The sequence below is a fragment of the Candidatus Yanofskybacteria bacterium genome, from assembly GCA_016181175.1.
Classification (GTDB): Bacteria; Patescibacteriota; Minisyncoccia; order 2-02-FULL-40-12; family IGHO2-01-FULL-4-A; genus 2-01-FULL-44-17.
Genome location: JACOZV010000001.1, coordinates 86524 through 109365, shown reverse-complemented (window position 1 = coordinate 109365; position 22842 = coordinate 86524). Strand labels below are relative to the sequence as shown.

Below are 22842 nucleotides of genomic sequence, written 5' to 3'. Positions count from 1 at the left end.
TGGAGTGATAACCATGCAGTGGCTGATTTGGTTCTTGGTTTTTATTATATTGTTATTTAAGATTGTTGTTGATATTCGTGAAATACGAAATAAAAAAACAACGCTTCGAGAGGTTATAAAAAGTTGGGGTGGTATTGTAATTATTCCTCTAACTATCTTGATAGCATTCCATGTGTTGCATTTCAGTCCTGTTGGATCGATAATTTTTGGACTATTTACATTGTGCATTTATATCTACTTCACGTCACACCCCACGAATCTCAAAAATCGTGTTTAGAACATCGAGAGATGTTCTTTTTATTTCTAATCCAAAAATTTGAGTAGACTGATTATTTGCAAAAAAAGGCCGTCCGAGGACGACCAATTGGTTGAGGTTTGATTCGTAAAATTAACCCCAGGTTTATGATTACGAGTATAGCAAATCCGAAATATGAAGTCAAGCCCTGTTTACCTTTTCTCTGGCAGTTTAAAATACTGGATACCGCATTTTTTGCAATGAAACGGTGTAAAATCTTCCACGTATTGTGTTTCTTCTATAACTCCCATTACAAAATCACGCAAGCTTGGCGGAATATATACTCTCCAAAATTTTATTCTTATGACATCGCCGCCGCAATGACATTTTCTGCCGGATCTTTCTTCTGTTTCCTTTTTTAAAAGTTTTTCTGATTGCTGTTTGGACACTTCTCATGCTCCATAATTTTAAAAAAAACACAAACTAAACTTAACAAAAAAATAACTGTTGCGCAACGGTAAAATTACTTTTGCTTTTAGAACAAATGCCGAGCCAAAAACATCGGCGCGAGAACAAGAGTCAGGGTTGAGAGTAATTTAATTAAAACGTGAAGCGAGGGACCGGCGGTATCTTTGAACGGATCGCCAACCGTATCGCCAACTACTGCCGCTTTGTGCGCATCGGAACCTTTGCCGCCAAACTCGCCAGTTTCAATCCATTTTTTTGCATTATCCCATGCTCCGCCCCCAGTATTAAGCACCAGCGCCAAAATCACACCCGCAATCGTACCAACCATTAAAGTTGCGCCAACCGCTTCCGGACCAAGTATGAATCCAACACTAGTTGGTACCAATACCGCAACAAGACCAGGCGCGACCATTTCTTTAAGCGCGCCGCGGGTGGCAATATCAACCGAACGTGCATAGTCAGGCTTTGAAGTTCCCTGCATAATTCCTGGATTTTCACGGAATTGCGCCCTAACATCATTAATAATGTAGTAAGCCGCTTTGCCTACTGCGCGTATTGCAAGAGCCGAGAATAAAAATACCAACATGGCTCCAATTAGTCCTCCGATAAACACCAGCGGCTTGGCCAAGTCAACCGCAGAAAGATGGGCGTCCTGCAAATAAGCCGAAAATAGGAGAAACGCCGCCAGCGCCGCGGAACCAACGGCATATCCTTTAGTCAGAGCCTTGGTTGTGTTGCCAACTGCATCCAATCTGTCAGTCTTGCGGCGGACTTCTTCCGGCGCTTGCGACATCTCAACTATGCCTCCGGCATTGTCCGTGATCGGACCAAATGTATCCATTGCAAGAATATACGCGGCAGTTGCCAGCATTCCCATCGTCGCCACAGCGGTCCCATACAGTCCTCCGCCCGCAACGCCAGTCTTTAATCCCAGAAAATAAGAGCCGGCAAGTGCCGCGGAAATTACAACCACAGGCAAGGCGGCCGACTCAAGGCCTACGGCAAAACCAGTGATAATGTTAGTCGCCGGACCGGTTTGCGATGCTTCAGCGATTTCTTTTACAGGCCTATATTTATATTCTGTATAATATTGCGTCAGATGAACAAAAATCTGGCTGGTAACAATCCCGACTATACCGGCCAAAAATAACCATAACCAATGTTCGTGCAAAAGATAATACGTCGCGACAAACAAACCGACAGCGGCAAGCGCGGTTGTCAGATAATAACCGCGATTCAAGGCGTGCATCGGATCTTCGTTTTCTTTTGATTTGACGGAAATAATGCCGATCATTGATGCGATGAGCCCAAATGCTCTGGCAACCAAAGGGAAAATAATACCGCTTACGCCGAAAACTGGAAACAAGATGATACCCAAAATCATAGCACCGATATTTTCAGCCGCAGTGGACTCAAACAGATCAGCACCGCGCCCGGCACAGTCACCAACATTATCGCCAACCAAATCGGCGATAACCGCCGGGTTGCGCGGGTCATCTTCGGGTATACCAGCCTCCACCTTGCCCACTAAATCAGCTCCTACATCTGCTGCTTTTGTATAAATGCCTCCGCCAAGTTGCGCAAAAAGAGCCACAAAACTAGCACCAAAACCAAAACCTACGATCTCAAGAGGAACAAGAAGTGGGTTCTTAAGGCCGCCGAATAAAACAAAAAGTCCGGCAACACCCAAAAGCGAAAGCGATACCACTAAAATACCGGATACGGCTCCACCGCGGATGGCGGTCCTCAGTGCTTTGTTTAAACTTGCACCAGCGGCTGCAGCAACGCGAAGATTAACTCTCACCGAAATATACATCCCAATAAATCCAGCCGCACCAGAAGCAACTGCACCAAGCGCGAATGCCAGGGCGGTTTTCAAACCCAAATCGGTTTTACCGGCTAGCAAATATAGAACAAAAATAACAACAGTCAAAACTGCCGATAAAATAGCAATAGTCGTATACTGCCGCTTCAAAAACGCCTGTGCTCCTTCCTGAATAGCTCTGGCAACCTCGCGCATTTTATCCGTTCCAGTATCCTGACTCAAAACATGTCGCGCCAACCAAAAAGCCACCCCTATCCCCAAAATACTTATCGCAAAAATTACAGTAATCATATTTTTATTAAAAAATTAATTTAACAGATTCCCCTCATTTTTGCCATCCCCCTTGCCATCCTCAAGCTCAACCACATTCTGCACGCGATCTACCATGAGTGTAAGCCGCTTTTCCGAATCATCATAAGATCCGCGAGCGTCAGATAAGTGTTTTCCCAGCCGTTTGAAGTCATCACCCAACTTGCGACCATCAAGAGCTATGCGCTCCAACCGCTTCATTATATCTTTGGTCTGCTTATTGAGCTGGACATCTTTGAGCCAGTGCCCGATCGCCGAAACCGACAACATAAACGTATTAGGTGAAACCAAAAAAACTTTTTTGCTCAAAGCATAAGCCGGCAAATCAACATCTTTGATATTATTTACAACCTCATAATAAACCGTTTCTGCCGGCACATACATCAAGGCAAAATCAGTCGTGCCCTCTGACGGCAAAAGATACTTGGATGCGATCTCGTCAATTTTTTTCTTCACATCAGACAAAAATGTTTTTTTGTATTGTTCGCGCGCGATATCATTATCGGAATTTACCATCTTCTCAAAATTTTCCCAGTTGAATTTGGAGTCAATCGGCAAAATTAAATCGTTAGGCAGTCTCAAAACAGCATCCACGGCTTCACCCGATTTGAAGTAATGCTGAATTTCATAGCGATCCTTGGGAAAATACTGCGCCAGCGATGCTTCAAGCGATGCTTCACCCCAAATACCGCGAAGTTTGGGCGCTTTGAAAATATCTTGAAAAGAGGAAACGTTTTTCACGCTCTCGTGCACGCTTTTAAGATTTTCACTCAACTGCGTCAGACCCGTAGTAAACCCCTGCACCTGTTGATTGACTGCCAGCGATGACCTCTCCACCGACTCGCGGCTATCTTTGAGCTGATCGGCCACCATTTTCACCGTGTCCCGTAAAGCTTGATTCATTGAAACACTAAGAGTGTCTAAACGCTGATTGATCGTCTGTAAACCTTGATCATCCTTTGAATGCTTACTCGACTTAAAAACGACTAGAACAAATAGGGCGCCAACGATTAAACTAGCAAAAATATAAATTGCGTTGACCATAATTTTTAATTTTGTAATTTTATAATTTTTAAATAAATCTTAATGTTTAAAAGGGTTCAAAAACTAACTCTTGCTAATTTTGGCAAAAATTAACGTCAACTCATGGGCCTCTTGCCAATGTTTTCTACAACTTTCTTTGTGATTCGGCGAAGCAACAGCAATCATTCTTAGCCAATGCTTGCTCTCATTAGCTTCTTTTTGGCTATTTCTTGTTTTATTAATAAAATCTTTTTTGGATGCAGCCTGATTTGCTTCCATGTAATTGGCACCGATACTTGTAGCCGATCTGATCAGTTGGCCAACAAGCGGCCGATTAATTTCATCTTTTTTTAAACCACTCAAAAATAAAATTATATTTTCACCAAATTTCGCACACCTTTCTTCAAGATCATATTTCATTGTTTTAGATTTAGAGTTTATTTATAAAATTAAAAAATTAAAAATTAAAAATTACTACACATGCCGGTCCGCAACCTTATTCGCCGCATATGAATCGGGTTTGATACGAGCCGTGAAGCCATTACCTGTAATCATGCCGACTATTTCCTGAATCATAGTTTTGGTCGGGCCGTTATTGCCGATATCAAGATGGATTTCAAAATCGTACAATCGATCATTTAGTTTTTCGCGCAAATGAGCAACAACTCTTTGCGCAAGTTCCAATGAATAATACGCCTCCTTCAGCATCCTATCGTGCCTATCAAATGTTTTAACATCAGAGATTTTTTTCCAAAAATATCTGCCGTGCCTGCCCACGCGATGAACAGTAATCACGCTGACAAAATTGGCAAGGCCGGCATGCCCGTTGGGCGTTATCGTTTCCTCAGAGTCGGTGCCAACGACAACAACGTATTTGCTCAACGGATCTTCATTAACAAAATCGGTTATATCGCTTATTATATCCAAAAATTCGCGTTGACCGCGCGAGGGACTTATAAAAAATTCCTGCTGATAGGAATTACCTGCTTTTTCTTTTATTTCCTGCATAGAGTATAAACTTAGCAAAAAAACTCTTGGCTTTCAACCCAGAGCGGAGAATGATAAAATAAAAACAATGTGGTACGACAAATTATTCAAATATAGGCGTTTAATTTATTCGGCTATTGCTGGACTTGTATTTTTTGGTGCTTTTCAGTTGCTAGGGCCAATATACTATCGTATCCGCCAAAAAGAGTTGGCACAAAATTTACGGGCGCAAATTTATAACTTACAGAAGCTCAGCACCGAAGGGACGGCAAAAATCAAGAAAATTTCTGAAACTAAAAAAATATTAGCCGATATTACCAAAAACTCTCGGCGTCTATCGTTAGATGTTTTGTCATACGAAAAAAGTTATCTTGCTTTGGAATCGTTGAGTCAATATTATAACTACCGCCAGGAGTTTGGCGACTTGCTACCTAAAATTTTAGAATATAATCCTGAAAATGACTTGAACAGCCGTTCGGTATCAGAAAATAAGGGCGACTTCATGTACCGCCTTTCCCTCACTCAATATGCCCTCAAACAAATAACGATCCGGCTTAAAAAATATGACGACACTCCAGAACTAGCCAACTACACAAAAAAAATAACTGCCCATTTCCAACCCATTATTGATTTAGTAGATAAGCTGGTTGAGGCAACCAACAGAGACCAGTTTAGAACCAGTAATCAACTCCGCCTTAAATACATTCAAAACATCAAACAACTGCAATCCGATCTCCGGCCTTTATATGAGCAGGTGCTAAAAGAGTTGGACCAGATAAATCAAAAATTACTGGCAGAAATTAAAATTTAGTTTTATAAAAAATTAATTTTTTCTAAATTCCTGACCAGTAATACCCTTGCTCAACTCCTTCGCTGAAGAAAGCACCGTGGCGTAAAATCTGGTCGGTTGACGGGCCTAGTATTACTTGAGGATACCTGTTATAGGTTTCGAGGGTTGTACCGGAATTACGGATAATACGAAAACAATATGCCGCGCCGGATACGGCACCATTATTTTGAACAGACCAGTCGTGTTCCATGCGCTGGCCGCTGGTTACGGCATTGGGATTGACTGCTGATGGATTGCCCTCTTCGTAGGTAGCTCGCGCGCCATTATCAGAATTGGATAAAAGGGTGCCGCCGCTTGATAGGGCCGTGCCGTCAGTTACGCTTCCATTAGATCCAAATCGCCAGATTGTATTACTTGTAGACGCCCCTACTGAAGCCCAACTGCCACCGGATAATGCTCCGCAGTTGAATCCTTCCGCATATTGCAGTTGGAATGTTTGCGAGGCGGCATTTAGAGTAGCCGTTCCCACTAACATGTTGGTTCGCAAACGCATAATACTGCCGCTGGCAATGCTTGCAAAATGCGCTGACATTGTGGCGTTTTCGGCTAAATCATTAGAGCTAGTTGGCCAAGGATCGGTTGGAGAAATATTGTCAACATTTATATAGAACCTGAAGAAATCTTCGGTATAGGTTGGAACGGAAACTCCAATCGTCCCCGTCTGAACCTCCGCATATCTCTGATAAGTGAACGAAGTACTCGCCCCGCCATCAGTCAAGCGGAAACAATAGGTAGTCGTGGACTGGGCGTTGGTATTCGCCTGCAAAGCATATTCAATCTCGGTATAGTTATTGCCATTCAAAGCAATGGCGCTGGTGGATGATGCGGAATCTATGCCTTGACCCGCTACAAAGGTAGGGTCGCTGGCACTCAATGATGCTGTTGTCGCCGCCCCATTGCTGAAGTTGGTTGAATCTTGTATATCAAAAGCGTCTGAAGCAGTTACCGAATCAGTATGTATCTCCCTGTAATTCCAACCGGCGGAAAGCGTAGCTTGAGTGCAACCAGAACCTTTTTTGGCAAACTCCAGCTGGAAATTACTGCTTTTGCTCCCTGCGCCTTCGTTTGAAATCTCAACCCTCAATCTCTTAACTGAACCGTTTGTTAATCCCGTTAATGTCGCATCCTGGGCGGCAGCCGCAGTCCCAGAGTTCAACCCCGCATCGTCATTCAACCATTGGAAATGCGTCTGGGTAGGGTTGGGGAATAGGTCGTAGGCCATCATAAATGCTTGGTTTTTGCCAACATTCGTTAAATCTTGAGTTATTGCATTACCATTATTCAAGTTATTAAAAGTAACTGTGGTTTCGCTGACACTGGCTTCATAAGCAAAGAGATTGGTATTATTGTCACTTATAAGAACTGTTGCCGTGTTTTTCTGGTTTGGATTTGGTTCAACCTGAAAACTTCTTTTAGTACCAGTGGTATGCGTAAATGTCTGATTTAGCGTCCAAGCGCCAGCAGTATCATCCCAGTACTCATAATCAACTTGGTTGCTGCCCGCACTAACATTGATAATAATTAGCCCCATAGCTCTCGTATCAATAATCCAATTGACTCCGCCAGAAATAAGTAAACCGGCGGCAACAGTACTTGTTGTAGTATTTGAATTCTCGTTGTTAGGCGCCGAACCGTCCCATATAAACGACCACACGTCATCTGCAAAACCATCATAAGCAAGGCATACCGCCTTATTCTTCGTAGTCGTGCCGTTGAGCGAAAAAGGAGCTGGAGCGCAACTAAGATCATTGGCACTATCCCCCGTTCCGCTGCCGCTACTGAAAGAGGATGTTGCCGTCCAACTTGAGCCATCCCAACTTGAATAGGTCAAAACCACACCACCACCATTTGTGGTATGTTCTATACCCGAAATTTCTATAAGATCTCCAGAGCTTTGCTCGTAAAATACTGAAACGGATTTTCTATTATTTAATGAATCGCTTTCTCTAAGCACCGCATTGCCCCAGGTATTTGTAGTCCCATTCCAGACTGCACAACCGGTTTCGTTCAATCCGCCGGTAACATAGCAGAGTCCAATATCATTTTGATTTGAACCGCTGGCTGGGTGTGATGCCATTTCAATCCAAGCAATCTTGTTTGTGGTCGGCACGGTGAAGCTTGTTGACGCTCCCCAACTAATCCCATTCCAAACTCTGTATTCAATAAGACCAGTTGTATCGTTAGTTTGGGACCAAGCCGCCACCGCTTCACCGCTATTTTCATAAGCAATATCATACGCTCTTACATCAAGCGATTGTGAACCAACATTGTTTTCCGTCCAATCCAACGCCCAAGCGGTACCGTTCCAGCGCAGCATCTCAAGATTGCCAGTGCCGTTAAGGTCGCCTACCAAGTGTTCATTGTCCGAACCGGAGGCCTGACTACCGCCAACCGGACTGGCACGATTAACCACCCAAAACGGATTAAATGTGCTCGCTGAAACGCTGGCAAAAGCTCCCAAGTTATTTCCTGTAGCATCGGTAGTCACAAAACTTGTCTGCATATTCCCTCCTCCATAAGCCAGTATCCCCGAACCCGGAGTAACCTCCGGATCAATATCAAAAGTTACAAACCCGTCAGCGCTTAATTCTGAATTGGTGCGTACTGTGCCAAGAAAGTGGAATATCAAAATACCAGTGCCGGGATCACTATTCCTGAAATCAACAATATAGTCACGATTCTCAACCATATTTTTCTGGTTCATGTATGATCTGATTGCGCTAAGGTCTGGGTTGTTCCATTCGTGAATTTCAAATACCGGATGGAATCTTGCGATTTGTGAACCGTCCATTTTGAATACTACATGATTTTTACTGCCGGCCGAATCCATTTCATAAGAAAAATATTGCTGATTGACCTTTCTGAAACTGCCGACCGTGAATTCTGGATTGTCGGGATTGCGATAATCATTCGCTCTTTCATCTATTGAGGTTTTATCAATCATGCTCAAATCCTCTTGCATCAAATCAATCATTTGGTATTCAGTATAGGTCCACGGCTGACGGTTTAATTTCGCAACGGTTGTATATGAACTATCCGTTTCGCCTGCCTCAAAAGAAGAAGAGGTCAACAAACTTGGATTTTGCCAAACCAACATCAGGTCTTTGGAATTGGGTTCCAGTTTGGTGTTTAAAATCAGCTGATTGTAGTTATAACCCGCTGATAAATCAAAACCGGTTTTGGCAGCATTGAGATACCACCTTTCCTCGCCAGTTTTATATTTATCAAAAATCGTTTGTTTTATTATCCGGCCGGTGGCATAAATTGACCACTTTTCGGCTATGCCAGCCTCCGGGCCAAGTCTAAAGGTGTTGTCTATGACTATCCTGACCTTGGATTGCTCAATCACTTCCAGGGTTGAACTTCTGGTTTCCGCTTGGGAAAAATGATCCTGCTCAATCAATGTCAGCCCCCCCGATCCTGCCTGCGGAGTCGCCACTTTGTTGGTATGAAAGTCGGTGCCAAGATACAACTCATCAATCGCGCCGCCGTAGCTGGAATTGAAGTGAAGTTTGAAATCTGTTGATTTACTGCCATCGCCCGAAGCTATCCAGATACCGGTGTTATAAACGGCCACACCGATATCTGAAAGTATAACTGAAACCCCGTTGTTGCTGGAATTCAAACTTACCTCTGTTGTTAGGATGTTATTATTCTCATCTATCTGGAGATTGCTCCCACCCTCGTCTCCTAAACCAAAATTTAATTCAGAAATGGTGGTTTGAGTAACAGAAAAAAGATTCAAACTATTTAATACGTTTGCAATTTGGGCTGGAATTGATTGCGGCTTTTGGGGGGGCTCCGAAAGATCTGAGCTTGCAACAATAGGTTCTTCAAAAATAGTTACCGGCTCGCTGTTAGAAACTGTCTCCGGTTCCAAAGTCGGCAATGATATACTCGGACTTTCTGCAAAATTAGTTAAACTATCGGTAACTTGATTAATAATACTTGAAGCACCCTCAATCAGTGGTTGGAGTATCGGTTCCGCTATAATAGAATTCGCAGTTTCATCGGTATCAGTTTCCGACAAAGTAGGCTCTTGTATTTCGGAGACTGGATTAGTTGTATTTTCTGGTATAATGACCGGGTCTATGCTTGCTTCTACTGGTTGCTCTGTCACTTCTTCTGCATTTACAATATTGATTCCAAAGAATTTATTTAATAGCGAGGTGGGGCTTGGTTCAGGCGTGGTTTCGTCTTGATTGCCAGTAGTTTCCGGCAGGGACGTAGTAATCGGCTCCGGCGTCTGCTCCGGTATTGATTCTAGGGCTGGACTCTCGCTGGATGGGGTTGAAGTAATCTCAAAATGCGGAGTCGGGATCGTCTCTTGTTCTTCAGACAAAGGGCTTGCTTCATTGCCCGATTCTGACACAGATGCAGCCGGAGTAAGAGACGGCTCGGGTGTCGAAATCAGCGAAGGTTCTGTGGTGGCGCTTGGTAATTGAGTTACTTCTGGTTCCACTGGTATCGAACCGACCGTAGCTTCTGGTAATATACTCGGCGTTTGAGATACCGAAGCCGTTGGATTTAGAAATAAATTGTCCAAATCTATGACATCCTCAGCTGTATTACTTTTTGGATTCTCTATACCAACTTCCAAGTTACCGCTATCATTTGTCTGATGTTTGATTTTACCCGCAAGCACAGTCTGCAGTCTAATTCTAAATTCATCTGCGGGTGTAATATTTTCCTGGCCTGATACGCCGAAATTCCAGGAGTTAATATAATCTGAACTATCAAAACCAAGTTTTACCTTTAACCAAGCGTTGTAATTTTTTTCTCCTGTAATAAAATTGCTATTTTGTTTGATTTCTATGTAATTGTCATATACTGACCAACTGGTTGATACTGGATTTGTAAAAATAATATCTTGCCAGCTGGGTGTTGACTGAGGTTCTTCCACGGTCCCCCAATTTTTTATTTGAAATTTCGGATTAACGGAAGCCAATTTCAAAAAACCTTTTTGTTGTTTTTCAAAAATAGAATACTCGAAACGATCTCCGGCTAAAGAAATTATTTGCGTCCCTTTCTTGGATTTGAGTTCAACTTCGTAGTCCTTACTGCTTGAAGACAAAAGCAATCTGAATGGCACGTATGGTTTGTCGTTTATAGTAATTGATGCTGGCTCAATAATTTTATTGCCAGCGAAAACAAATTCTTGGTAATTATCGTGGCTTGTAAAGGTAAGACCGACAATTTCATCAGCTCTGTTTTTAAGAGACTCTAAATAATATCTGCCGGGATTACTGGTCGGATCTCCTGTCTGACTGACAAGTGGTTTGGGAACTTGTTCGTTTTCGCTAGCTAATGTGACTAGGGCATAATAAAGAGTGCCGTAAAACACCGACATTAAAATCGTCGTGCCGGCTATAAACTTTTTGACCGCTAGAATCAAGCGGTCAATCGTTTTCTTTTTGAGCAGTTTTTGGAAAATTAGATTTAACATTTGTCATCTTACTGCCCCTCACTTGACGAGGGGATTATTCCCATCTCTATCCCCGTGGTTATCTCTTCGATGGGTTCTTCCTCCCCCATCCCATACAACTCAAACTCGTCCTTGGTAATAGCAATCACGTCTTTTAATTTATATTTCTTGGTCTTAAACTCTTCCTGGGTTTCAATCCATTTAAGCTGGGTTTTGTCTACAAGGTAAACCTTGTAGTTATCTTTTAATTTAACCAGGGTGCCGTCAGCATGGATGGTAGCCGGAACTTTGATTTGTAATTTGCTGGGTAATGTTTCATCCTGCTTTTCAATATCTGATCCTGTTGGGTAGGCTTCTATTAATTCTTTAGGCAGGGTAGTTACGTCTTTATCAATGTATTTGAAGCCCAGGAAGAGCTTGAGGGTTTTGATCCATCTCTTTTGGCCATCTTGGATTATGTAAACCTTGTAACTGTCGGGAGATTTCATGAGAAAACCATTTGGAAATGTTTTAAGAGTTAATTCTCCTGCTTCAGTTAGGGCATCCACGTCTTCCTGTTTGGTTTCAGATACGTTTTTGAATGAAAAGCCGTAGGAATAGAATACCGCAAGCGTGGGAATGGTTTGTTTGGTCTTGTCTATTGTATTTACCAGGTAGACAGTCGGTTTGTCTTTGGTTTTAACCAAAGCTGATTGGGCGGTAATTTCTTTTGATAAAGAGGTGATGTCTTTTTCTTCAAGAGGAGCGGCAGATGAATAACCGTCTATCAGTTCTTTATCCAATACCGTTAAAACCTTGTTTGGATTGTTATTGGTCAGTTTAAGGAGGGTGGCATAATTGGGTACCAGTCTTCTCTTGCCGTTTTCTATGTAATAGACGTTCTTATCAAAGGCGTATCTGATTAAAACAGCTTTGGGGAATATCCTTGGCCTGAAAACGGAGAAGTCTTCTTCGGTTATTATCTTCGGGGCAATGTATTGGGTTGTTTGGGCGACATCAAGCGGCTCTATGTTTTCGGCGAAAGATAATACTCCTTCTTGGGGGACAGCTTTGAGCTTAACCGGTTCGGAAAAGTTTTTGGCCAAGTCCAAGGCGTAGATATTAAAATAGTAGGTTTTGCCGTTTCGCAGATTGACATGGAGGAATTTGGTAGTGTTTTCTTCCAGTATTATCCTGCCGTCATCCTGATTTAACGGTTGGCGGTTTTCGTTAACAACAATTTGTACGCGGACAAAGTCCTCATCGGTTGGATTACGCCATTCTAACAGAATCTGACTGTCGGCTTCGCCAATTCTGGAAATCTTAACCGGCCCGGGCGAGGCGTCAAAAGAAGAAGCTCCGCCGCCTCCGCCGCCAGTGGCGGTATCGGTTTTGGTCTTAGCGCTTATCACATTTGATAACGCTGAAACATTATTGCTTTCATCTTTTGTTTTTAAAGCAAAGTAGTAAGTGATGTTAGCCGTTAAGCCAATGGCCGTATATGTCTGGGTTGTGCCGGCCGTTTTTGGCGCAGGCAAACCGGTAAGAATATTGGCGGAACTCCAGTTGGAGTCAGTTATAGGGACGGTCAGCCAGCGCATATCATAGGAAGTAGCGGTGCCGGTATTACCGTCATCGCCTGGAGCAGTCCAGGATAAGTCAACGGATGTTCTGGTTGTGCCGGTGCTGGCCAGATTGGTAACCGCGGCGGGGGCGGTGGTATCGGAAGCCGATGTTGTTGAAAAGGTTTTGTTGGTTGAAACCGCTCCGCTGGATTTGACCCGGTAATTATATATAGTGCCGGCGGAAAGGCCGGTTAGGGCAACGCTGTGACTGGTAACAAGAGTGGAGTCAAGAGTTGTGGATGAGCCATAAGCCGTGGTGGTACCATATTCTACCTGCGAATCAGAGGATATGTCAGTCGTCCAGGTTATGGTGACTCCGCTTGTAGTAATGTTGGTGGCTTGGATATTGGAGATGACGGGTAAAGCCGAGGCGGCCGTGGTAAAGGTGGCATCGGAAGAAACGGAAGTTAAATTGCCTGAATCCGATGATTCAACCTGGTAGTGGTAGAGAGTAGAAGCAGACAGGCCGCCTATGGATACGGAGTGGCTGGTTACCAGAGTCGTGTCTTTAACCGTGGAATTGGTATAGCTGGAAGTCAAACCATAGTTAACCTTGCTGGTCGTGGCTCGATCAGTAGCCCAGGTAATAGTTACAGAGGTAGCGGTGATATTGGTAGCTTGGACGTTTGAGATTACCGGAGGGGGTGTGGCGGTGGTAAAGGTAAAATCTCCTGAGGTGGCTAGGTTGCCCGGGGTATCCTGTGATTTAACCCTGTAATGATAGGTTGTTTGTGATGTTAGGCCTGATAATAGAACTGAGTGGTTGGTAACCAATGTTGAATCAAGAGTTGTAGATGAACCGTAGCTGGTGGTTAAGCCGTATTCCACCTGTGAATCTGATGATTTATCAGTAGTCCAGGTGATGGTAGCGCCGGTAGTAGTGATAGATGAGGCAGTTACATTAGATATGACCGGAGGAGTTGGAGCCACTTCATTATTTACGTTTACGCTGACTCCTGAAGAAGTTGTTGTATTGCTGGATGGATCTCTGGCTACGGCGGTTATGGTATGAGAGCCGTTGGTATATGTGGTGGTGTCCCAGTTAATAGAGTATGGGGATGATGTATCTTCGGAACCTAGATTGATTCCGTCTATTTTGAATTGGACGCCGACTACCCCGATATTATCTGAGGCATTGGCAGTTATTGTATTGGCAGCGCCGGAAAGGGTTGAGCCGTCGGTTGGAGAAGTTATTGAAACTGTGGGAGAGGTTGTGTCTGCTACTGCGCCTGATGGATACTCATAGGCGCCAATATCAAAAGATGCTCCTTGTGGACGAGAGATACCATCAATGTCAAAGAGGGCGGTGGTGAATACACCGGCATCTTTGGCGGGAGAGGTGGATTGGAGGTGGAAATCCGGGGTAGTTGTGCTGATGAAGAGGGGGTCGAGGGTGAGGTAGGGGGTTAGACCAGTAAATCCCGATAAATCTTGAGCCGAACCAGAAACCATAGCAAATAGGTTTTTACTACCCGTAACTTGGGCGTTGATATTGTTGTTACCAGAAGACTTAATATAAACCTCTCCTGAATTTTGCAAAATAATATTGTTGCGGAGGTTTATTATAATATTCTCATTTTGACCAGACTTATTGATCGCCCCGCTGTCGCCTGAAGTTGGGTTATAGGAACCGCAATCGTAGAGTGTGTTATTGTAGACTTCAATTGTTCCAGCCCCTGGAGAGCTTCGATTATTATCACCAGAATAAATGCACGCAAGATTACCGATGCCATCATGTGGAGTTGGCCCTGTCCCGACATGGTAGATCAAATTGTTGTAGACCTCGACTGGCCCAGTATTGGGGTCCACGGTGTTGAGGTCGATTCCGGCACAGGTTTGATGATGAATGATGTTGTCGTGGTAAGAGAGATCGTGCTGTTGGTGCCCACCGGTTGTACCGGTCGAGTTGGTCAAAATCCCACGACAGGAGTTATTGTTGTGGATGTAGCTCCACCCAATTTCGATGTGATCACTGTTATCCACATAAACAGAGTGGTACTGCTTCGATGTTAATCCGTAACGAAACTGAAATGTCGAATCCGTAACATCAGACGTGAATGCGCTATCGAGTATCCAGTTTAGGTTATTTGGTCCAGCCGCTACGATATGACGAACTTGCCCTGATGCGCAGGTCGTTACGCAGATTCTAGCACCGAGATTCACGCCAGAAGTAAAACCACTCAGCGTCAGTGTTGTGCCAACTGTCGTGATTGTGTTTGCGGGGCTAATGAGTTTACAATTCTGCGTTCCCCCTTCTTTGCAGCCAGCATCCGTAATCTCGTTTCCTAAAAACTCCAGGTATTCCATGGAACCCGGGGAGGCACAAGCGGACTGCCCATCACCCCCGGGACAGGTCAGATAATTGCCGATAAATCTCCAGTGTTGTGCGCTGGGATATGTGTTACCAGAAATTGAGAGCGCACTACTAAAAGTTTTGAATGTAAACCCGGCGATGGTAATATAGTCTGCATTGCTGGCACTCCCCAGTACCTTAATACCGCCCACAGAACCCACCCAGTCGCCGCTACCTATGGCACCTAAAACAGAAGTGCCACCTGGGTAGACAATCAAAGCCTTCGGATTCCCCAAATTTCCACCGTTAGAAATTTGAAGTGCTACTCCCGTTCCTGGTTCAGGGGTTGTCTGGTTCGCACCATCCAGGATATAGGCGATGTCACCTGCGGCAATTGTATTTTTTGCCTTGTATACATTTAGCCAACATCCTTGTACGCCAGCTGATGGCGGTGTTTCGGTAGTAAATTTTCCATTATTGGAGTCTGCACCAGTCATTGAAACGCAATAAACATTACCCGCTCTCACAGTAAATGGTAAGTTATTGGATGAGCCATATGCATTAGTAACTATGATATTGCCAGAATTAGTACTCGCTCCTAATTGAATTGCCATTTTTTCATACCAGAGATATGGGGTTGAGGTTAGTTTAATAATTGCTGATCCTCCTCCCACTGTAACAGTACTGCCGGAAAGGTTTTTGCCGTAAATTGTGACAAAGGCGCCATTGTTGTTCTCTCCGCCTGTGTTGGGACCCGACTCAAGATCGGTAAAGAAAATAACGGGAATACCAGTTGCCGGCAAAGGTGTAGGGGTGGGGGTAGGGGTGGGGGTGGGGGTGGGGGTGGGGGTAGGGGTGGGATTGCTTACTGTAACCGTCACGGCAGATGAAGTAGTTTGATTGCCTGATGCATCACGAGCGGTAGCGGTAAGATCATGAGAGCCATCGGTAGTAGCGGTTGTATCCCAGGTTATTGAATATGGGGAGTCAATATCTTCTACTCCAAGATTTACTCCATCTAATTTGAATTGGACGCCAGATACTCCTACATTATCAGAGGCGGTGGCTGAAACCGTGGTATTGCCTGAAACTGTTAATCCTGCTGTTGGGGAAGATATTGAAACTGTGGGAGGGGTGGTGTCTCCACCGGGGCAAGCAGAGAATGTCCAACCTGTATTGCCTGACACATTCGTGGAGTTGGCTCCGGCATACCAAGAGGCGCCACCGCTAACGGTTGAGTCTTTAATACTCATGTAGTCAACGCAAACTGTTCCCGACGCTTTTGACAAAGTTGCAGTACTACCCGATGTAGTAGTTTTAAGAATCGCTAAACTTCCCGCAGATCCATTAGTCGTAAATGATCCCATAATAGTCTGTGTCTTCCCTACCCCCAAGGCTAACCCATTTGTCAGGCCAGCATTATTAATAGCAAAATTATTAAAAGTATTGGAATCCGAAATGTTGATATTGTCCCCCGAAAAAACAACATTATAATATGTTTGTCCCCCACCAGCGAATGTTTTTCCGCTACCGTTCGTACTAGAAATCACAATCGTAGAGGTACCCGCATTCAAACTAAGACCCGTGACGGTTGCGAGATTCCAAACGATAGTTCCGCCATCTTGAAGCTTCCAAGTACTAGATCCCATTGTCAGCGTACGAGTATTGGAATTACTGGAAACAAAAGATCCCATTGTCACATTAAAATTATTGGAATCAAAGTTACCACTAGTTAAAATAATTTGCGAAGCGGTACCTGCAGCATTTAAGGCATCCTGTAATTGCCATGATCCTCCCACGCCATTAAAAGTTATCTTACCGATAGTCTTCCCTGCTGTTGTTATCATCGTAGTACCCGATGTGCCGGTAAAGGAAAGGGCAGAACTCGTATTACCTCCTTTTGTATATGTCATCCCCGATGCTAGTTTGAAAACTACCCCGCTCCCAGAAATCGTCAGGGTAACACTGGCATTGTGGGTCAGGGTTCCAGTATATCCAGTAGCATCAAAAGAGTTGATGGTAATAGATGCAGAAATTACGGAATTACCGGTACCGGAACTGGAATTGAAAAAAACATCATCAGTAGAATTGGGAACTGTGTCATTATTAGTTCCTCCTGATGTGGCTGACCAATTAGTGGGGCCGGTAGCATTCCAGTTTGTTGATGATCCCCCGCCTACCCAATAACGGGATGCAGCAGAAGCAAAATCTGACTTCATAGTAAAGCCAGCGACCAAGAAAAGTGAGAATATTATGATTTTTAGATGTTTGGACACAGTTAAAAAATTATTTTTTAAAACTTACTGTAATAATCAAAACTTATTGAACCTAGCCGTACCCTCTGGCTAGAGCTAGAAAGCATTTCAAATATGAAAATCATATCGCTGCCCGAAGCATAAGTACCTGTTGGTGTTGAAGATGTGGTTAGTGTCCAGTTTTCAGCCGAGGTCGCCACGCTAACACTGGCAATATTAGAAATGGCGTTAGCCGTATCCCTTATGCTAAACAAAATCCTCTCATTAGCATTACTCTTATAGGCACCGACCTTTACTCCAGTATTAAATGCACTGAAATCGTTGGGTACTGGAACCTTCACAAATATTTTGTATTCCTGTGTTGTAGCTGATGTCGCAGTCCATTGGTAATAACTCCTGAATGAAGACGAAGACTCATTATCAGAAGTCATAGTTCCAACACTATTTGTCGTATTGCCAGTCATTACTGCTCCGGCAAATTCAGGCCACATTGTAAATCTTTTAATATTTCTCGCATTACCTTCCAAGCGAAAACCAGAATTGTTGCCAGCGTTAGGCCTAATCTTAATTACGTTTGCTCCGCTTCCTACATCAAAATTAACTGCAACACTTGCACTGGCATCAAAGAAGGTGTTGCTATTAATTTCCAACATTCCGCTTACAAGCAAATCAGAGGCGGCTATTAAATTGTGGCCGGTGTCATCCAGTCCGAATCTGGAAAATGTCTTTGAGACTCCGCCGGCAACTTGAATCGCACCAACGGTTAAGAAATTAGATGCTGAAGCAGTACCTTGGACTTCAAATTTTGTAGTTGGACTGGTTGTACCAATACCAACATAACCAGAAGGATCAATGGTCAATCTTTCTACACCATTGGTGGCAAGACCCAATTGATTTGCGGCTGACCTGAATATTCCTGTATCTGTATCATTACCGAAAGCGAAAGCAGGTAAAGCAGCTGTCCCTGGTTGGGCATAGAAGTAGGAGGCGGAGGCGAAGCCGGTACCGGTGAGTTCTAGATTGGAGGAGATTGATGCATTGCCAGTAATACTAACTAGGTCAGCAGATCCGTTGTTTAGGGTTATGGTATCTGTATCAGTAACTGTGAATACTGTTGAACCGGCATCTTGGATAACAAAGTCACCTGTTCCATTTAGATTGATGTTGAAATTGGTGTTGGCTACGGATACTGAAGCGGTGCCGTTTAATTCTAGTAGGTTATTGAATTGGGTGGAGGCAGAGTTGAAGAGCCATTTGCCGGCTACAGTCTCATCCTGTGATAAGGAAGCGGGACCGCCGGCTCCCCAGTCAAGACGGACATATGAAGAAGAGGCGCTTAGGTCGGCAAGAGATACTGTAAAATGGCTGGCGTCAAAAGATATTGAACCGTAATGGGTGCCAAAGGCAGCTCCGGAATTTACTATCTCAATGCCTAATGGAGCGCCGCCACCACCGCCACTATTTTGATCAGAACCGCAGGAAAACTTGCCAGTGGTGGCATTGTATAGAAGTTTGTCAGCAGAAGCACCAGAACAACCAGTTGTGCCGGTCATGGCGTTAAGCCCGGCACCGAAAAAAGCGGAAGCGGAAGCATCACCGGTTAACTCAATATCGTCACTAATTGATAAATCACCAATAAAAGAGTGTGACGATGCGGTGGAAGCAGAGAGTAAGCCCGTTACGGTTAGGTTGTCTGAAATAGTCGTTGTGCCACCGCCGGAATCAATAGAAAAATTACCGGATGTCGTACCAATTGAACCGCTATTAACCACTGTGACGCCAACCGTTAATTTAGAACCGGCAACTTGGGCGTCGCCCCCACCAACCGTGGTTGTACTACCACCACCGCCACCACCTATGTATTGGAGTGGAGGCGGAATTTGATTGACACGCGAAACCAGATCAGCAAGTTTTTGATTTAAGTCATCAACGGAACCTTGGACTGAAATAAGATTTAGAGGGGTAAGCGCAGATTTTTCTTCATCAAAAAATTGCTTTACCAATTTTTTGATGAAACTCTGATCAATCGGGGTGGCAACATATACTGGACCGGATGACTTTGCCGGAGAAAAAGTAGTCGGCGGCTTGACTCCTGCTGGCGATGATTCTGGCTGACTTATTTGATCAGGAAAGGTTGGTGACTGCTCTGTTAAATTGTCACCGTAGTTGGCAATATCTTTGAGCGGAGACAGGATAATTTCTTTAAGATCCGAGAAAAAACCAGTTACTCTGTCAGGCAATTTCGGCAAGAACGAAAAAGTGTCTGCGGCTTGGGACAAGTCCGCAAAACCTTTGTTCAAACCACCTGCCAAACCTTGAGTTGAAATGAGATTAAGCGACGGCAGCGCCAACTTTTCGTTATTTAAAACTTGCTTAAAATTTTTAATAAAACTTTGATCTGCAATAGAATCTGCGATAGAAGCAAAATTCGGACTAGTTATTTTTACTTGTGAAAAAAGAGGTACTGATTTTGTCTCTGCCGGCAGTATCTCTATTTGGCTCATTTTGCCCCAAATGATTAAAATTTGTTCGGTAAAACCAACACTGGAATCAGCGAGTTTTTCGACTGGAGCAAAAAATAAATTTTTAAAATTGTATAAAAATGAAAAATTAATTTTCGGCTTGGGTTGCGGAACCACTGTCAGGTAAAAATCTTTGGGAGCTACCAACGGCGACAGAACCGGTCCGTTTTCATAAAAATCAAAAAATTTTTCAATTGGTTCTTCAATAAAATCCTGGTAAAAAACGACGGCAAGATTAAGATACTGACCGGTTGGTTTTACCGGCAAAAACGCAGGTCTGGAAACAGTCCCATGATTCTCCAGAAAAAATGTCGGGACAGCCGAAAGTTTGCTTGTAAGATCCTTAACCAAACTTAAATCCTTAGGCAAAACTGTCATTCCAAAAATTAACAAAAATATAAAGGCCGCTGTTGCAAACATTGCCGTAACAGCGGCCTTAAGGCGAGAACTAGCTGAATACTGACTGTGAGTATGAAAATTAGAAAGAACTGATTCAGAAAGAACTGGTGAAGAAACTGCATCGTTATCAATTGAGATGTCAGCAGATTCCTCTGAAAGAACTGTACGGCCTGTTTCGGCAAGCCGCAACTGACCCGCTTCCAAATCTGTTTCAACAGAAATTGCTTTTTCCTGGGGGGCAATTGTGGTTTGCTGAATAATTGGTTTGACTAAATTGGCGCTTTTTAAACCGGCGAGTTTTTTATTCAAGTGCGCCTGCTCCTGATATTTTGCCAAAGATTCCTTAGTAACGTACCAGCGCCTTGATGGCTGGTCGTAAAAAGAATCAATCTTATTTTGTCTAGCCAATCTTGCAACATGACCCGGTTCGTAGCCAAACTCTTTGGCGAGAAAAGACGCCTCAATAAATCTTTTTCCGTCTTTAACAAAAAAATTAACCGACGAATAATCGATTGATTCCAATGATTTTTCTAATTGTTCCTGCGTCTCAAACAAAGTAATAAAAGACACAGAGAGTACTCACTAATTTCGCCTTATCAAACATACTCGTAAATTAAAAGTTATGTTTGATATTTTTAATTATACCACGCATTTTAAAATCAAGAAAAAACTTATCCACAGCAAACAAAATCACGGTATCCAAACAAATCCTTAAAAATTAAGTAGAATAAGGGTATTTTTTACTTTACTGATAAATACGCTAAACGGCAAAGAAAAACTTACCCGGAATGGTCTTCATGCCCAATTTCTCACTGTAATTTTAAAACAGTTTGTTGCTGTTAGAGATTAACAAAAGTCTTCTATGAATTTAATATATACCGCATATGCTTACATACACGGTTAAATTTAAAGAGGTTTAAAAATATTTTATATTTTGAAATTGATATCACGATAACCAAAATTAAAAGCTTACTAAACTTCCATAAATAATTAAAAACATTCTATTGCCACGATATTTCATGTACATCAAACATATCCCTATTTTTTCAAATTAACTGTGGACCCGGGGAGAATCGAACTCCCGACCCGGCAATGCGAATGCCGTATAATACCATTTTACGACGGGCCCATTGACACACATCTTTGCTATTCTACATTTTTAGCCTTGAAATGGCAAAACTAAAAATCCGCGTTTTGAGCGGATTAATTTATTTTCGGGAACACTACTACGTGGTAACAAATGTTTTCTTCTATCGGTTCGGTTTCAAACTCAATTCCTTTTAGCTTATCGGCGATTAAACGATCCCGCATCCACTTAACTTCTCTGGACGACATGGATATCTCTTTACGCCGGCCGCGGACAATCGTGATCACCTTGCGCGAAATATCAATCGTGTTGCCTCTCACGTGAAGTGACTCCTCAAGATAATTTTTTACTTCAGCGGCATAAGAGGTGTAATAACACGATCCCTCGGTTCTCATGAGAAGTTGTTCTTCAAGACTTCGCGCGCCTGATGTTACTTTTAATTTCTTGCCAAACTCCAGAAAAAAATCACGAGCCAGCAATTCAACATAGGCGGCCGTAAAATCAAGAACGAAAACTTTATTCTCTTTTGGCGGACAAGTAATTATTTTTTTGCCGTTGCGCTTTTTTTTGAGCGGTGTAACTCCCCTATCAACAAAATAATACTCTGCATCCTTTAGCTCTACCAGCAAATTATTGGTTACCATTTTAAGCAACTCTTGATCGGTAGTTATTTGTTCAAAACCCAAACCTATAGCTTTAGTGTTTTGCTCAATTCGTTGTTCTCTGGAACCGCGAAGTTCGGCCGGACGACGCTGTCCGTTTGCGTTTGTTGCTATTAAACATAAAAAAAATGCCAATATTATTAGCCTCATTTTTTCCTCCTTTCATTTGTTACTTTAATTTTTAAGGTTCCGCTATTTCAGCTTTCTTACCTCATAATCCAAATGCATCTTGGGAAGCATTACTTCGGGCTGCCACATTTTCTTCAGCTTTTTAATATCTTGCGAGAGTTGGTATTTCCCACCCTCACCAACATAATCAATTTTTTTCGTTGCTAACGGAGCAACTTCATAGAATACCATTTGGGCTATGCGCCGACCAACCACAAGAGGAATTGTATAGTGTTTGGAATTATTTGTTACTTCCATTGTCCAACGGTTAAAGTACCCGACATCGCCCCAACCGGCGTCTTTGCATACTTCAACAAAATTACGGCCCAAAGAAGAACGGGCATACATCTTGGCCACGCAAATTTCGCGTCCGCCTATAAATTCCTGCGTGTGCGCCAAAATGGTCTCGCCGGGAGCAAGAAGAATTAATCGCGCTTTTTCGGAAATATTTTTAAATTCTGCGGAAAGACATTTGCGTATGGCACCGGCCGACTCGGCGCGAAACGGCCCCTGCCAAACATTGCTTGTTGAGTTGGCATCGTAAACATTGTGTATGGTCGCCCTTCCAGACGGATGACCCTCGCGCCAAAACCACTCGCCAAGCGTTACATCATAACTGGTCGTTTTTAACTGGCGCTGATTAAACGGCTCGATTACAATCGTGCCACGACGCAGGTGTTTTAAAATTTGGTCTCTTGATAAAAGCATAACTAATGACGAAATAAATTAA

Annotated in this window: 12 protein-coding genes and 1 tRNA gene; 2 read left to right on the top strand and 11 right to left on the bottom strand. The window is 43.3% G+C overall.

Going from position 1 to position 22842, the window contains the following annotated elements:
* Positions 1-13: 13 nt before the first annotated feature.
* On the top strand, positions 14-277 hold the full coding sequence (locus HYT61_00585) for a hypothetical protein (GenBank protein MBI2062724.1): 264 nt from the start codon (positions 14-16) through the stop codon (positions 275-277).
* Positions 278-447: 170 nt separating this feature from the next.
* Here HYT61_00585 and HYT61_00580 read toward each other — a convergent pair whose 3' ends face one another.
* The 5 genes from HYT61_00580 to HYT61_00560 form a co-directional block, all read right to left on the bottom strand.
* The gene (locus tag HYT61_00580) at positions 448-684 is read right to left on the bottom strand and encodes a hypothetical protein (protein ID MBI2062723.1); all 237 of its coding nucleotides are present in this window, start codon (positions 682-684) and stop codon (positions 448-450) included.
* A gap of 86 nt (positions 685-770) precedes the next feature.
* Positions 771-2819 (bottom strand): sodium-translocating pyrophosphatase, encoded by a 2049-nt coding sequence (locus HYT61_00575; protein ID MBI2062722.1) that lies wholly within the window; start codon positions 2817-2819, stop codon positions 771-773.
* Positions 2820-2834: 15 nt separating this feature from the next.
* Entirely contained in the window at positions 2835-3881 is a 1047-nt protein-coding gene (locus HYT61_00570; GenBank protein MBI2062721.1) for a DNA recombination protein RmuC, read from the bottom strand.
* A 63-nt stretch (positions 3882-3944) separates the two neighbouring features.
* Entirely contained in the window at positions 3945-4280 is a 336-nt protein-coding gene (locus HYT61_00565; protein MBI2062720.1) for a four helix bundle protein, read from the bottom strand.
* 54 nt (positions 4281-4334) lie between these two features.
* Entirely contained in the window at positions 4335-4868 is a 534-nt protein-coding gene (locus tag HYT61_00560; GenBank protein MBI2062719.1) for a ribonuclease H-like YkuK family protein, read from the bottom strand.
* A gap of 67 nt (positions 4869-4935) precedes the next feature.
* On the opposite strand from HYT61_00560, the gene HYT61_00555 reads away from it, so the two are divergent.
* Entirely contained in the window at positions 4936-5658 is a 723-nt protein-coding gene (locus HYT61_00555; GenBank protein MBI2062718.1) for a hypothetical protein, read from the top strand.
* A 22-nt stretch (positions 5659-5680) separates the two neighbouring features.
* Here HYT61_00555 and HYT61_00550 read toward each other — a convergent pair whose 3' ends face one another.
* The 6 genes from HYT61_00550 to HYT61_00525 form a co-directional block, all read right to left on the bottom strand.
* The gene (locus tag HYT61_00550; protein MBI2062717.1) at positions 5681-11143 is read right to left on the bottom strand and encodes a hypothetical protein; all 5463 of its coding nucleotides are present in this window, start codon (positions 11141-11143) and stop codon (positions 5681-5683) included.
* Between the two features lie 8 nt (positions 11144-11151).
* On the bottom strand, positions 11152-17238 hold the full coding sequence (locus HYT61_00545; protein MBI2062716.1) for a fibronectin type III domain-containing protein: 6087 nt from the start codon (positions 17236-17238) through the stop codon (positions 11152-11154).
* A 74-nt stretch (positions 17239-17312) separates the two neighbouring features.
* Entirely contained in the window at positions 17313-20765 is a 3453-nt protein-coding gene (locus tag HYT61_00540; GenBank protein ID MBI2062715.1) for a hypothetical protein, read from the bottom strand.
* 488 nt (positions 20766-21253) lie between these two features.
* Positions 21254-21324 (bottom strand) — tRNA-Ala (locus HYT61_00535).
* Positions 21325-21398: 74 nt separating this feature from the next.
* A complete protein-coding gene (locus HYT61_00530; protein MBI2062714.1) occupies positions 21399-22094 on the bottom strand; it encodes a hypothetical protein in 696 nt (231 codons plus the stop codon).
* A gap of 42 nt (positions 22095-22136) precedes the next feature.
* The gene (locus HYT61_00525; protein ID MBI2062713.1) at positions 22137-22820 is read right to left on the bottom strand and encodes a hypothetical protein; all 684 of its coding nucleotides are present in this window, start codon (positions 22818-22820) and stop codon (positions 22137-22139) included.
* Positions 22821-22842 lie beyond the last annotated feature (22 nt).